The following is a 13,681-nucleotide window of genomic DNA, read 5'->3' as shown; positions in this document are numbered from 1 at the left end:
TATGGGCTTGGACGTACTCAGCGATGCCGTCGCGACGATGCGAACCGGGCGTCCACACTCCTCGCGCCAGCACAAGTCGGCCCCGTGGGGAATGCGTTTCCCCGCGTCGGACGGCACGGGATTCCATGTCGTGCTGCAAGGTTCGGCATGGTTGATCCTCGAGAACCGCGAGCCGACTCCGCTCGGCCCCGGCGATATCGTCTTCCTGCCGCACGGCCGCGGCCACGCACTGGCCAGCGATCCGACCGCGCCGCTGCGAGCGGTGAACCCGCGACCCGACGGATCCTGGCCACCACCCGCACCCGACCCGCACACACCGGGCGCGCCCATCACGCTATTACTGTGCGGCGCATACCAACTCGATCGTCGGCGTGCCCATCCCCTGCTCACCGATCTGCCCGATGTGGTCCATCTACGCCCCAGAGTCGGCACCCACCGCTCCCTGCGTGCGGCGGTGGAACTACTCGGCACCGAACTCGAAGAGTCTCAGCCCGGTTCGGACGCCATCGTGACGTCCCTGCTCGACACATTGCTGCTCTACATCCTGCGCGCCTGGTGGTTGGACACCGAGGACGACGGCACCCCTCGTAACGGCTGGGCGGCCGCCTTGGCCGACCGCCCCGTCGCCACCGCGCTGCGCGCCATACACACCAGCCCCGAAAAGCCCTGGACCGTAGAAGAACTCGGTGCCCTCGGCGGTCTGTCGCGCGCCGCCTTCTCCCGCCGCTTCACCGCCACGGTCGGCCGGTCCCCACTCGCTTATCTGACCTGGTGGCGCATGACTCTCGCCGGCCGCTTGCTCCGCTCCGACGACACCCCGTTGCACACGGTGGCCCAACGAGTCGGCTACACCTCCGAATTCGCTTTCGCCAAGGCATTCAAGCGCGAATACAGCACTCCTCCGGGTCGTTATCGCGCTGCGGCACTTGATCTTTCGCGCTGACAGCCGCAGCTCTGAACGGTTCGGATCGAACCAGGGCACGTCGCCGCCCGCTTCAAAGGTGTAGATCGGGTAGGCGGCGTGGTGGTGACGCCCGACTCGCGCTAGTCGAAGCTGTCGTCCTCCGGCAGATTCTCGGCTGCGGAGCGCCGGCGAAATCGTCTGCCGATGGCTGCGGCAACTCCCGCGCCGATCGCACCGCCCACCACCGCGCCCAACAGACTCTGCGGCAACGAATCCGACGGCAACGTGCGCCACAGGAAAACGATCAGCCATGCGGCGATCAATGGATACGTCGTGGCATAGGCGATCCGTTTGCGCCGCAGCGGGAAGCCTTTCAGCAGGGTCTGCATATCAATGCCGCGCCGCGCGCAATAGCGAAGCAGCAGGAGCGAAGTGAGGCTGGGAAGCACGAAGATCAGGAGTGAGACCCACTTGGCATCCACCGCCGCGGCGACGATCGCGATCGCATAGCAGCCGTAGATCGTCGCGCACAGCGCCATGGTCGAGCCCCGATAGAACTCCTCGCGGGCGCGTTCGTCTCCCCAGGCCGGCTCGTCGAGCGCTAGGAAGATGTCTTCGAATGCAGTGGTTTTGGCCATGTCCCCTCCAGATCCTCGGTCCAGAAAATGTCTTCCACCGTCGTTCCCAGCGCACGGGCGATCCGCAGTGCGAGATAGACACTCGGCGCGTAGTCGCCCTGTTCGATCGAGATCACGGTCTGCCGGCTGACGCCGACCGTTGTCGCCAACTGCGCCTGGGTCATCCGGCACTCGCGCCGCCGCGTACGTACCGGATGCTCCTGCTGCTCGCCGACCACGAACAAATGTTAAGGATGTTTGACATCCAATGTCAAGGAAACTTGTCTTTTCCGCCTCGGATCGTGTGCAGTCCGCACTGTTTCCGCGCACCGCAGCGTGACGCGGAGGGAGACGCCAGCTGCATCGCACGGCGGTCGATGATCGCTTGGATCGTATGCGGCGCAATCGGTCTCGGCCGCTGCGATCCCGCACCCGCACCGTAGTGGATCACCGCGTACGCGCCGCCGTCGAGCGGTTCACCGTAGAGTTCGACATTGCGTGGTCGCCGGTCATCCCGCACGGATGCATGCGCACCCAGCACCCGCTTCGTCGCTATCGGCCACACCTGCGAAGGAACGCATCGTTCATGACGCGTTTCGACGACCGCAGAGGCGGAGGACTTCACATCCGACCGACATGAACGTCGTATGATTCTGTCGGCAAACGCTTTTCGTCGATAGCTCCGACGAGAATCGCACAGCTCCTGCACCGGCACGCCTCAGGCGTATCCCGGGCAATGTGCTGTTCTGTGGCCGCACCACCGCACGCCGGTAGACGAGCCCGGCGCCCCCGACCGTGGCCATCGGTTGCACGCGGACAGCGGCAGCGGTCGAGTCGGCACGCCACCGATCCGGCTACCTCAAGCAGGCGACTCGTCCAATGGCGTCGCACGGACGAAGTCGACGACCACTGCAGCGAGCTCTTCGCCCTTGTCCTCCTGGAGGAAGTGCCCCGCCGAGGTGATGGTCACCGGTGAATGCGCCGCGGCGCCAGGGATTTTCGACCACAGGACCTTGTCTCCGCCGCGCGTGATCGGATCCGAGTCCGAGAACGCGCACAGGAACGGCCGCTCGAACGTCTCCAGGACTGCCCACGCGGCTCGGTTCGCGGGTGCGGCAGGATCCTCCGGACTGGTCGGAACCAGGAGCGGGAACTGGCGGGCGCCCTGCTTGTAGGTGTCGTCGGGGAAGGGGGCGTCGTAGGCAGCGATCACCTCGGGAGCAAGCTCGGTCTGGCAGGCGCCGTTGACGATCTTCCCGGCTCGGAAGTCGGGGGTGTCCTGGCTGAAGCGCTGCCAGGCGAGGAACGCGTCGCCGGGATGGCGATCACCGGTCGGCAAGAACGTATTCGCCGCGACCACACGCGCGAAACGCTCGGGATGCTCACCCACCAGGCGCAACCCGATCAATCCACCCCAGTCCTGGCATACGAGAGTGATCCGGTCGAGGCCGATGGCGTCGATCGCCGCCCAGGTCCAGTCGACGTGTGCCTGATAGGTGTAGTCGGCGCGGTCCGCCGGCTTGTCACTGCGGCCGAATCCGACAAGATCGATCGCGACCGCCCGCAGCCCGGCCGAGACCAGAACCGGGATCATCCGCCGATACAGATACGACCACGACGGCTCACCGTGCAACAGCAGCACGACCTCACCGTCGGGCGGCCCTTCGTCCAGGTAGTGCACCCGCAACGTGGTCCCGTCGTCGGCCGGCATCTCGACATAATGCGGTTCGAACGGGAAGTCGGGCAGTCCCGCGAAGCGCTCGTCGGGGGTTCTCAGTACCCGCATGGCCCAATCCCTTTCGTCGAACTAGCTGCCGTTGCTGTACACCCGGGTCGGTTCGACCAGAACCGCCGCGCGGCGCTCCGCGGCCATCACGCGGTCGTACTCGTCCCAGTCGTCGTGCTCGCCGCCGGCGGCCGTGAACACATCACGTAGAAGCCGGCGCAACCCCTCAGCGTCGATCCACGACTGCGGATCGTCGGGCCCGACGATCTGACCCCGCCCCTCCACCGTCGCCCACGCCCACCCTTGCCGGAACGTGGCGCTCACCTGGGGCCGAGCGCGGAGGTTCGCGAGCTTCACCTTGCCGTAGGTCACGAACCCCAGAACCGGCTCACCCGTCGAAGGATGAGCCAACATCCCGACGTTGACCAGCGTCGACTGGATGGTCTGATCGGATCTCAGGGTGGAGACGACGGCAAGCCCCTTCTCGGCACGACCGAGTTCCACCGCCTGTTCCAGTGTCGTCATCAGATCTCCCGTGGTTGGATGCTCCGATCCTCGCACGGCCCATTGTGCGCTTGCCGGAATTCGGCGGCTGTCGTCACGCAGCCGACGACGGGTTCGCGCCCGAACTGCCCGGCTCGGGTGGCTGAAGGATCGCGGGAGGTGAATTTTCCGTGCAAACCTCCACAAGAATGCGAGAAAACTCGAAAAATCGGCGAGGTTTGCACGATTTAGTTCACCCACCCCGGTCCCCGCGTCGGGGCGCTCACTCATCCGCTTCCCGGTGTGCATCTTCGCTGGACCCAACGCCCCGGGCGTCGGCTTCGCGGGCGGCCTCACCGCTGCGCAGCGGCGCACCCACCTGATGCAGATGCCTCAGCGCCTCCCGATACGAGGAGAGCAGCCCCGTCTCGTGATACGGCACGCCGATCTCGGCGCAGTAATCACGGACGATGACCTGGGCATGCCGCAAATTCGGAGTCGGCATGCTCGGAAACAGGTGGTGCTCGATCTGATAGTTGAGCCCGCCGAGGGCGATATCGGTCAACGCGCCACCACGCACGTTGCGCGAGGTCAGCACCTGTCGGCGCAAGTAGTCGGGCCGGTCGTCCCCGGTGAAGGTCGGCATCCCCTTGTGGTTCGGCGCGAAGATGCATCCCATGTATAGACCGAACAACGCCTGATGCACCGCGAAGAACGCAAATGCTTTGTCGGCAGGCAAGATTGCGAACAGTGCGCCCAGGTAGACAGCGAAGTGGCCGAAGAGCAACGCCCCCTCCAACACGCGACGCTTGACCGCCCGGCTCCGAAGCGCCCGCACTCCGGCCACATGCAGATTCAGCCCCTCCAACATCAACAGCGGAAAGAACAGAAACGCCTGCGCCCGCCCGATCAGCCGAGGCAACCCACGACTACCGCGCGCCTGCCGCTGCGACCAAACCAGAATGTCCGGCGCGACATCAGGATCGAGCGCCTCATGATTCGGATTGGCGTGATGCCGAGTGTGCTTGTCCTGCCACCACCCATACCCCAGCCCGATCCCCGCATTCCCCACGACCCGACCCATGATCTCGGTCGGCCGACGAAGCCGAAAGACCTGGCGATGCGCGACATCATGCATAACCAGCGCGACCTGAGCGAACGTGACGGCCATGAACGCCGCGACCATGAGCGTCCACCACGAGTCGCCGACCAGAACGAACGCCCCCCAGCCGACCGCGAACGCAGTCCCGACGAGGCCGAGCCGAATGACGTAGTAGCCGGGACGGCGGTCCATCAAGCCCGCGTCGGAGACACGACGAAGTAATCGAGCGTAATCGCCGTCGGCGCCGGTGCGCCGCGAGCGTGAGTGTGGGACCAAGGCCGGTGTCGTCATAGTTCTCCCTCAGAGCAGGCGCGGGTACCACCTCAGCCCGGCCTCGATGCCCGACTCGCTGGAGATTCGGCGGGCACTTCTCAGTGGGTCGGTGTGGCGACTTCGATACACCAAAGCTATTGGTCGGGTTCTCGTTTCATGTCATACCCAGGTATGGGATCGGGATCGAACTGTGGGGTGACAGGTGCGGCGCCGGCCCGAATGCCGGGCAAGACCCAACTACGGTGCAGACAGCCGCCCGACGTCCAAACGGCACGGGTTCCCGGCCACTCGTCAGATGTGTCGCCGTTGCCGCAGTGCCGCGGGTGATAACCATCCGGCGGGCCCAGGCCACGTGCTCAGAAGGGCCCACACCCGAGAAACCGGACGCAGAGTTGTTTACGTCCGCGACGCAACGCAGGATGACTGGACGACTGGCGAGAGTCCTGCCCAACCTGGGCTGCGCGGTAACCGAGCCGACCACTCCACTCCCGGCGCGACGTGCAAGTATGACCACGTGCCTGTAGCGAGCCCCGCTAGTACACGAAATCGCCTGTTCACCGTTGGTTACGAGGGTCGGCGAGCGGACGAGCTCGTCGCGATTCTGACAGAGGCCGGCGTCGCGACCGTCGTGGACGTGCGACTTACCCCCATCTCGCGCAAACCGGGATTGTCGAAGACCAAATTGTCGGCGGCCCTGAGCCAGGCCGGCATCCGCTACGTGCATCTCAGGGAGCTTGGCAATCCCCGAGACAATCGCGACAGTTTCCGCGTCGGGGACGCCGATGCGCGTGACCGATATGCGCATGTGCTCGAGAGCCCGGAAGGAGCCGAGGCGCTGCACTCGATCAGGACGCTCATGGCGCAGGGCCCGGTCGCATTGCTCTGCTTCGAGCACGATAACGCCACATGCCACAGACAAATGGTCGCCGATGCTGTACAGGATGCCACAGCCGGAGTAATTCAGCTGTAACACAACGGCTTACAGCATGGCCAGCTGGTCGGGCTCGGCATTGGAACTCACCTTCGGGTACCACGCGCCCAGCACTTCGAACGACCTACGGTGCAGAGCCTGGTTCCCGATGAAGAAGTAGAGATCCCGATCAGGAGCACAGATCTCCTGCTCCCATTTCTCTCGTAACCTCTGCTGAGCTCCGGCAACGCCGTACGTCTGCTGCCATTTCCGTCCCGCCTGACCGATCTCCCAGTCCAAGCACTGCTGCCGATGACCGGGACATTCAATGTCGGTGCAGTGATAGCGGTAGATGACCCGATATGGCATCGGTTCGAGCACCGGCGGCGCATCGTCGAACAAACTCGGCGCTGCCGCCGCTTGCGCCTTCCTCCGTTGCTGTGGTGTCCAGCCGTTTCCGCGCTCAACCGTCACGGCGTCGACGATCGGCTTGATCATGCCCAGCGACGGCGCGGGCACGGCCATCTCTCCTTTCGGATTCGCGCGAATCAGCTCGCACGTCGACGTCGCGCCGATCAGAGGCCGGATCAGTGTCCGCCGCTGCGTCCACCGCCCACCGTTCGTATCGACGTGCCCGACGACCTGCAGTGACTGCTGATCCGGTTGATACGACTCGATTCGTGGATCGTCCCCGCGACGTTTCCGAACGTCGACCTCGACGATGTCGTATTTGTGGAACACAAATTCCTGCCCCATTCCACGGAATCTCATGGGGTACAGCCGTATCCACGTCGGCGGCAGTCGGTCGATACGAACACCCGCGACACACACCGTCTCGCCGTACCGTTCCGACGGCGCAGGATAAGCCTTCACTGTGATCAGAATCCGAGCGCGCTCACTTCCTGGCAGCATCGAAAACCCCCTAATGACACCAGGATTCAAGTATGCACGGGCGCCGATGTCGATGGTGGGTATTCCTGTCGGCCCCACACGTCACGATTCATTCCGGGGCCATACTCGTACGCGAAACCTCACCTGATGTCGTCGCCGAAAGGCTCGGCCGGATCCGCGCCCCCACGTCCGCGACGACGGACACCAGACGTTCCTGGTGATCCAGGCACGCGACAGAGCTGGCCCCAACAGCATTGGCATAGGCGGGTGGAGTCGAACGCTGTCGGTTGCGACTGCCCGCCACGAAGTCTCCTCGGTCTCCGCAGGACACAGCCCAGCGCTCGGTCACCGCGCCCGGGATCGGAGACTTTCGTCGAACTGACAATCAGCACGTCATCGCGATCGGCGCGCCGCTGGCAATGCTGATCCTGGGGGTCACACTGGCCGACGATGAGATAAACCATGAGGTCGCAAACCAGTACCACTAACGGAATCTCCGCAGCCTTCGACATGAGCGGGATGCGCGACATCGAATGCGGCGGACACTCGATCTCGCCGCAGCCCTCGGGTCGGAGCAGCGTTGGCGCCCACTCCGCTGGCCCGCGGTCGGTACGTCGCTGACATCTCCGAATTCGGCCTCAACGGTCACACCGCGAGGACAGGGCTCACCAGAGTTGCTCTGGAACCAGAACAGTCCAGACCTGCCCCGGCGCGAAGGGGATGGCTGCACCAGTCGGTGTTGTATACGTCGTGCCCGCCTCCGGGGAGGGCCGGGACCACACGGCCGGGAACTCTCGACCGTCGCGAAGTACGCGTGCCTGACCGCTACCGGTCGTCTGCGCCCGGGGTGAGACGCTGCCCGCGACGTCGCTGATGGCCGAGTTCTGCACCGGCACACTCTGCAGCACGACCGTACTTGCCGTGAGCCGTCCGGTATCGGCATCGGTGTAGGCATCACCATCCATGGAGACCAGCCACCCGTGGTCGCTGGGTGACCAGTCGAAACCGATCACCGCGCCCGGATACCGCGCTTCCTCGTACTGCGCGGGCCGGCCACCGGCAGGCGCAGGACCGAAGTGCAGTTGCGAAGTCGCCGGCCAGCCGCCGCCTTCGGGTAACTGATCGGGGCGGACGAACATGTTGTGCGGCGCCTCGCGACTGTAGTCGCGGAAGTACGCCGCGGGTTGCCGATCGGCAGAGGCGTTCTGGAGCGAGGAGCCATCGATGGCGGGAATCAGCTCAGGTGCGGAACCGGAGGATGCCAACGTCGGGGTACCGAACTGTGCCAACAGCGTCAGATCCGTCTCCCGCGCGCTTCGGACGGGTCCGACCACAGGGGGTTTGTTGTTCGAGAAAACCGCGGCCAACCGGCTCAAACCACCCTCGACCGGCTCGACGTACACCACATCCGCGGCTCCGAGCCCCACCGGTGGCCGTGCCTGCGGACTGTTGTCCACCTTCACGACCAACACGGGGGCCCCTACCCGGGAGGGTGCTTCCGAGCCGCCTGCCGGGGACGATGTGCCCGAGCCCTCTACCCGGGAGGATGTGTCCGAGCCGGGTGCAGCATGCTCGGGCCGGGTGCCGCTGACGCACCCGATTACAGCGCACATCCCCATTGCCGTCAGGAACGCCGCAATCCACATCCACCATCGCTGTCGCATGAGGCAAACCTCTAGCTACCAACGTACGCCGCGCTCGACCAGGACAGTAGTGAGGTGCTGGGCAAAGGTAATCTCATGATCATGGTGGACACCCCCTTCGGCCGAGTCGTCACGGCGATGGTGACGCCCATGCACGCCGACGGCTCGATCGACTACTACGGCCTGCAGAACCTCGCCGTCTATCTCGCCGACCACGGCCACGACGGACTGCTGGTCAACGGGACCACAGGCGAGTCCGCCACCACCACCGACGAGGAGGACTACGCCTGCGTGCGCGCGGTCGTCGAGGCCGTAGGCGACCGCGTCCAGGTGATGGCCGGCTGCGGCACGAACGACACCGAGCATTCCACTCGCGCGGCGCGCGAGATGGTCGCCTGCGGGGCGGATTCCCTCCTTGTCGTCACGCCGTACTACAACAAGCCGCCGCAGGACTGCATCCTCGAACACTTCCGCCTGGTCGCCGAGGCCGGCGGCGGTGTGCCCGTCATGCTCTACGACATCCCCGGCCGAACCGGGACGGCACTGAGCACCGACACCATTCGCCGCGCGGCCGACATCCCCGCCGTGCGCGCCGTCAAGGACGCCAAGGGCGATTTCTTCGAGGCCAGTCGGCTCATGTCGCAGACCGACCTGCTCTGGTATTCCGGCGACGACGTCGTCAACCTGCCACACCTCGCCCAAGGCGCGACCGGCATCGTGTCGGTGGTCGGCCACGTCGCGGGCGATCGCTACGCGGAGATGATCGCCGCCGTCGACCGCGGCGACCTGTCTCGAGCACGCGAGATCCACCGCCGTCTCATCCCCGCCGTCGACGCGATCATGCACGTCTCACAAGGCGCCATCCAGTCCAAGGCGGCGATGAAAATGCTCGGCGTCATCTCCTCCGATGCGCTGCGTATGCCATACCGGCAGGGCCCGCCGGAGCATCAGGAACGTCTGCGTGCCGGACTCGAGGAATCCGGTCTGTTGTAGAGGCGACAGGGATGGAACGGCAAATTCACCGTACGGCTCGCACCCGTCCGGACCCCAAGAATCCTGGCCATCCGGCGCACGTGTGGACGCATTCACCGAGGCGGTCAGCACCGGCGAATCGCTCGAGACGGCTGACCACGAAGCCTCCACACGAGGATTCATGCCCCTAACACCTGCGGCTTCCACCGATCACCCGGCCGCGATATGCCGAATCTGCGCCGCCAGATCAACCACCCGCCGGTCCTGCTCCCCGTACCGCACCGCCATCTGGCTGTGCAGCCGGCGCAGCCGCTTCAGCGCCGCATCGATGTCACCGTTCTGCACATCGCAGGTGGCCAGCTGACGTTGGCAATGCATGACTTGTTCGTCGTAGGGGCCACGTTCGGCGGTGAGGTCGTCGACGAGTGTACGGAGAAGTGCTGCGGCGCCGGCGAAGTCGTTGCTGTCGAAGCGGAGGGCAGCCAGGCTCAGCCGCGCCTCCACTACGTCCGCGTCCCGGGCGCTCAACTGTGAAACTGCCTGTTCTACAACGGTTTCGAGGTCGTTGATGGCGGGAGTGTAGCGGGATTCGCCGGCGAGATCGCGAGCGCGGCGGATCGCGCGCTGGATGTCGGACCGGCTGAAGTCTGTGCTGCGAGGCGGGACGGCAGTCGTTTCGTCGACGGCGATGATCTTCGTCGGTGCCACGATCGTCGCCGCCGTGCGCGACGTGCCGGCCGCACTCACCGCGGCCGAATACATCCGCGCGGGACCATGGAAGTCGCCCACTTCCGCCAGATCGCCGAGACCGTTGGCGTGGCGCATCAGCACGGTGTGGACAGTGACGGCGTCCTCGGGCCGACGATCGGGCGACTTGGCGAGCATGCTCATGATCAACCGCGACATGTCCGCCGGAACCTCGGGTCGCTCCCGCCGAATCTCTGCCGGGACCAGGTGAACCTGGTTCTGCCACACCACATATGGCGAACTTCCTGTCATCACGCGGTCGCCGGTGAGCAGCTCGTACAACACCAGCCCGAGCGCATAGAGGTCGGTCTGCGCCACCACGGCGCGTCCCTCGACCTGCTCCGGCGCCATGAATGCCGGTGTGCCGAGCGTATTTCCGGTATTGGTGTAGCGCGTCATGTCGGTGTCGGTGGTGACGGCGAGGCCGAAGTCGAGGACCTTCACCGTCCCGTCCGCGCACAGCATGAGGTTGGACGGCTTGAGGTCGCGATGATAGATCCGGTTGCGATGTGTCGCGGCCAGTACGGCGGCCGCCTGGGCACCCAGCGCCGCGACCACCCCCACCGGCAGCGGCCCGCGCCGCGCGAGCAGTGCGTCCAGGGTGATGCCGTCGACGAATTCCATAACGAGATAAGGGCGTTCGGGCGGGCCGAGGGAGATGCCGGCGTCGTGAATCGCGGGCATACCGGGATGGCTGAGCTGCGCCATCAGCTCGGCCTCGCGCAGAAACCTCTTCGTCCAGTTGGGGTCCTGGTCGAGATTGGCATGGGTGAGTTTCACTGCGATGCGGCGTTTGAGGTGGCTGTCGTAGCCTTCGAAGACCTGCCCCATCCCGCCGGCGCCGATCTCCCGGACCAGTTCGTACCGGCCGCCGTCGATCTGCGGTTTCTCCACCGCTACCTCCGTGAATACTCCAACAGCCGACACGTCAACCTACTCATCGACGGTAGCCGGTCGCAGACCGCCCGATGCCAGGCCCCTCACACCCGTACGCACCAGCTGCTCGATCGCGGTACGCCGACGTTGCCACGCGGCCTCCAGCTCCCATAGTTGCCGGAAAACGGCGCCGATCCGGCGTTGCTCGGCCGGCGGCACCCGCGGTATCCGTACCCGGTACAGGTCGACCGGTCCGTCCTCGATCGCGGCCTGCAGGACCCCGGCGAGAAAGTCCGGGTCGACGACCGCGGCCTTCCCGCGCAGCAGCTGGATACCGGCACCCAACAGCGCCCCATCGTCGGGGCACACATGGACGGCCGGCTCCGAGCCCATCACCACGGCCACATCCCCGGCACGGACGACGACCGCACCGGCCACCGCCCCGTTGCCAGTGCGCGATGCCGCGCGCCCGAGCCGAACGTCCTTGGCCGTCAACATCGGCGTCTCGCCGTTTCCGACGCCGACGGTCGGTGGCGCCTCGTACACGCTCAGCGCCTCGGCGGCGACCAGGTCTTCCAGCGAAACAGTATCGTGCGCAACGGTTTCGGATTCGAGGGGCGGCGGCGCGGGAACCGGTAGTTCGAGCAATTCGGTCCGCAACTCGGGATATCCGTGCGCAGCCCGACCGGTCACAGCTCCTCTCCTCCGATCGATTCCGGACCCGGCTCGAGGGCGCCCGCTGTGAGTCCCGTGGTAATGAGCTCAGCGGTGTGTCCGGCCGTCTCGGAAGCCCGCCGCGCCACCGTGCGCAGAAGGAACAGTTGCCGGAACAATGCGCCGTACCGACGCTGCTCGCCCAACGTCAATACCGGTATCCGGAGGCGACTGGCGTCGAATCGCACAGTGGATGTTCTGGTGGCCGAGACATTCTCGGCGCCGGTCAGAAATCCCGCGAGGAACCACGGATCGAGACGGTCGCGATCGACGCGCAGCGCATGCACATGCGCCCCGAGCAGCGCACCGGCGTCTTCCGGTGTGGCGACCCGCGCGCTGCGTCCGCCACGATCGCTGCGCACGGCCGGCATGAGGACATCACCTTCGCGCACCTCGACGGGCACCGCCGGCACCATATCCATGGTTCCCGACGCGTGATTCCCGGTGGCGACATCGAGTGCGGTCAATACCCGACGGCTCCCGGCGGGCGGTTGGTCGCCGGCTGGTGCCGCCCGGAACCATTGCAGTTGACCATGATTGGCCAAATCGGCGACGGTGACGAAGCGCCAGGACTTTCCCGGCGATTCCGACCAGTCCGGCACCGTCGTCACCACGGAATTCAATTCCGATGCCGCCGCGGTCAGGCGGTCGAGCGACGCGGCGATCTGCTCGGATATCGCGCCGGAGTCCAAGGCGGACCTGACGTAACGGGCCGGGGTGAGATCGATGTCGTCATCGAGCAGATCGACCAGGCGGACCACGGCCGAGACTCCGGATTCCTGCGCCGAATCGGGACTGTCCCCATCGAAAGCACGCCACATCTCCACTACCGCGTCGCGGTCCAGCCGGTCACCCTCGGCATGCACCGCCGATCCGGTGCTGTCGATGAACAGCATCGAATCCGCCACCGCCGCATCCGTTTCCGGTCGACGCAGGACCCAGATCTGCAGCCCGACATGTCGCGGTTGCGCGACCCCGGGCGCCAACCCGATCACCGCGCGCAGAGCTCCGGTCCGCACCAGATTGGACCGGATCTTTCGTCCGGAGGTTCGAGTCGCTACCGAAGGCGGCAACAGCAGGACCGCGATGCCGCCCGGCCGCAGATGCGCGATCGCATGCTGCACCCATGCCAGTTCCGGTTCGCCGCGCGGAGGTAGTCCGTAATCCCATCGAGTGTCGAAGGCGAGTTCGCCGGATCCCCAATCACGTTGTCCGTAAGGCGGATTGCAGAGCACCGCGTCGACACGGAGGTCGGGGAAGGCGTCCGCGGTCAGGCTGTCCCCGGTCCGAACGTCCAGCTCGACCGTGGTCTGCGCCTGGAGCAGCAGCCGGGTCCGCTCGGTCTGCACCGGCACCACATCCTGGCCGTACAACTCGCCGGCACCATCGTCTGCCGCGGCCAGCAGGAGCGATCCACTGCCGCAGGCCGGATCGAGCACGCTGTGCACCTCGGGGGTGGTCGACGAACGCGCCAACGCGGCCATCGTTGTCGCGACCGTCTGCGGCGTGATGTAAACACCGGTCGAGGTCGCGTCGCCCATCGCGTGTTCGGAAAGGATGTCCAAGGCGGTGCGGACGCCCTCGGCTGTCGATGCGAGTCGCAACGCCGAGGCCACCTGGGCGGCGAGCTCCTGATCGTGCGCGTCCGGCGCCGTCCACTCGTCACCGTCACGCCGCAGTGTCTGCATGACCTGTGTGACGGCGAGTGGGGTGGCATGAGATCGCACCAGCGTGCGCAGTTCCGCCTCGGGCGACTGCGCCGACTCGATGTTGTGCTCCACCAGCCACTGTCGCACCGCGTGCAGATCGAACAGCGGCCGGGT

Annotated in this window: 13 protein-coding genes; 3 read left to right on the top strand and 10 right to left on the bottom strand. The window is 65.8% G+C overall.

Features of this window, described 5'->3' with window-relative positions; translation table 11 throughout:
* The first annotated feature begins 1 nt into the window (after position 1).
* Complete coding sequence (locus RJ03_RS08980) at positions 2-943, top strand: AraC family transcriptional regulator (RefSeq protein ID WP_245552223.1); 942 nt, start codon at positions 2-4, stop codon at positions 941-943.
* Positions 944-1,044: 101 nt separating this feature from the next.
* Here RJ03_RS08980 and RJ03_RS08975 read toward each other — a convergent pair whose 3' ends face one another.
* The 5 genes from RJ03_RS08975 to RJ03_RS08950 all read right to left on the bottom strand — a co-directional run bounded on the left by RJ03_RS08975 (position 1,045) and on the right by RJ03_RS08950 (position 5,123).
* Positions 1,045-1,542, bottom strand: a complete 498-nt coding sequence (locus RJ03_RS08975; protein ID WP_157163383.1) for a hypothetical protein — start codon at positions 1,540-1,542, stop codon at positions 1,045-1,047.
* Positions 1,506-1,760 carry a helix-turn-helix transcriptional regulator gene (locus RJ03_RS08970; RefSeq protein ID WP_051024497.1) on the bottom strand — a complete coding sequence of 85 codons (255 nt, stop codon included), beginning with the start codon at positions 1,758-1,760 and terminating at the stop codon, positions 1,506-1,508. The genes RJ03_RS08975 and RJ03_RS08970 overlap by 37 nt, the downstream gene beginning before the upstream one ends.
* 620 nt (positions 1,761-2,380) lie before the next feature.
* On the bottom strand, positions 2,381-3,307 hold the full coding sequence (locus RJ03_RS08960; RefSeq protein WP_036500082.1) for a haloalkane dehalogenase: 927 nt from the start codon (positions 3,305-3,307) through the stop codon (positions 2,381-2,383).
* A 21-nt stretch (positions 3,308-3,328) separates the two neighbouring features.
* Positions 3,329-3,772: a TIGR03618 family F420-dependent PPOX class oxidoreductase gene (locus RJ03_RS08955; protein ID WP_036500078.1), complete on the bottom strand. Its 444-nt coding sequence runs from the start codon at positions 3,770-3,772 to the stop codon at positions 3,329-3,331.
* A gap of 241 nt (positions 3,773-4,013) precedes the next feature.
* Positions 4,014-5,123, bottom strand: coding sequence for a fatty acid desaturase family protein (locus RJ03_RS08950; RefSeq protein WP_051024482.1), 1,110 nt, complete (start codon positions 5,121-5,123; stop codon positions 4,014-4,016).
* A gap of 496 nt (positions 5,124-5,619) precedes the next feature.
* Between RJ03_RS08950 and RJ03_RS08945 the strand changes: the two genes are divergently transcribed.
* Entirely contained in the window at positions 5,620-6,075 is a 456-nt protein-coding gene (locus RJ03_RS08945; protein WP_036500075.1) for a DUF488 domain-containing protein, read from the top strand.
* Between the two features lie 9 nt (positions 6,076-6,084).
* On the opposite strand, the gene RJ03_RS08940 is transcribed toward RJ03_RS08945, so the two are convergent.
* Together RJ03_RS08940 and RJ03_RS08930 are read right to left on the bottom strand one after the other, a co-directional pair.
* Complete coding sequence (locus tag RJ03_RS08940; RefSeq protein ID WP_245552222.1) at positions 6,085-6,927, bottom strand: DUF8757 domain-containing protein; 843 nt, start codon at positions 6,925-6,927, stop codon at positions 6,085-6,087.
* A 644-nt stretch (positions 6,928-7,571) separates the two neighbouring features.
* Positions 7,572-8,378, bottom strand: coding sequence for a DUF3048 domain-containing protein (locus RJ03_RS08930; RefSeq protein ID WP_218000940.1), 807 nt, complete (start codon positions 8,376-8,378; stop codon positions 7,572-7,574).
* 273 nt (positions 8,379-8,651) lie between these two features.
* Between RJ03_RS08930 and dapA the strand changes: the two genes are divergently transcribed.
* The gene (gene dapA / locus RJ03_RS08925; RefSeq protein ID WP_036500262.1) at positions 8,652-9,542 is read left to right on the top strand and encodes a 4-hydroxy-tetrahydrodipicolinate synthase; all 891 of its coding nucleotides are present in this window, start codon (positions 8,652-8,654) and stop codon (positions 9,540-9,542) included.
* Between the two features lie 189 nt (positions 9,543-9,731).
* On the opposite strand, the gene RJ03_RS08920 is transcribed toward dapA, so the two are convergent.
* From RJ03_RS08920 to RJ03_RS08910, 3 genes are all read right to left on the bottom strand, one after another.
* Complete coding sequence (locus tag RJ03_RS08920) at positions 9,732-11,162, bottom strand: serine/threonine-protein kinase (protein WP_036500070.1); 1,431 nt, start codon at positions 11,160-11,162, stop codon at positions 9,732-9,734.
* 39 nt (positions 11,163-11,201) lie between these two features.
* A complete protein-coding gene (locus RJ03_RS08915) occupies positions 11,202-11,837 on the bottom strand; it encodes a restriction endonuclease subunit S domain-containing protein (protein WP_036500067.1) in 636 nt (211 codons plus the stop codon).
* A partial coding sequence (locus RJ03_RS08910; protein ID WP_051024481.1) for an N-6 DNA methylase occupies positions 11,834-13,681 on the bottom strand: 1,848 nt, incomplete at its 5' end. The genes RJ03_RS08915 and RJ03_RS08910, both read right to left, overlap by 4 nt.

This window comes from Nocardia aobensis NBRC 100429 (assembly GCF_000308375.1).
In the GTDB taxonomy this organism is placed as follows: domain Bacteria; phylum Actinomycetota; class Actinomycetes; order Mycobacteriales; family Mycobacteriaceae; genus Nocardia; species Nocardia aobensis.
This window is presented reverse-complemented; position numbering and strand designations above follow the sequence as displayed.

Excerpts from the sequence above, each read along its gene's own strand:
- RJ03_RS08940 (WP_245552222.1), bottom strand. The coding sequence starts at position 6,927 with ATGCTGCCAGGAAGTGAGCGCGCTCGGATTCTGATCACAGTGAAGGCT.
- RJ03_RS08960 (WP_036500082.1), bottom strand. The coding sequence starts at position 3,307 with ATGCGGGTACTGAGAACCCCCGACGAGCGCTTCGCGGGACTGCCCGAC.
- RJ03_RS08955 (WP_036500078.1), bottom strand. The coding sequence starts at position 3,772 with ATGACGACACTGGAACAGGCGGTGGAACTCGGTCGTGCCGAGAAGGGG.
- dapA (WP_036500262.1), top strand. The coding sequence starts at position 8,652 with ATGGTGGACACCCCCTTCGGCCGAGTCGTCACGGCGATGGTGACGCCC.
- RJ03_RS08950 (WP_051024482.1), bottom strand. The coding sequence starts at position 5,123 with ATGACGACACCGGCCTTGGTCCCACACTCACGCTCGCGGCGCACCGGC.
- RJ03_RS08980 (WP_245552223.1), top strand. The coding sequence starts at position 2 with ATGGGCTTGGACGTACTCAGCGATGCCGTCGCGACGATGCGAACCGGG.
- RJ03_RS08975 (WP_157163383.1), bottom strand. The coding sequence starts at position 1,542 with ATGGCCAAAACCACTGCATTCGAAGACATCTTCCTAGCGCTCGACGAG.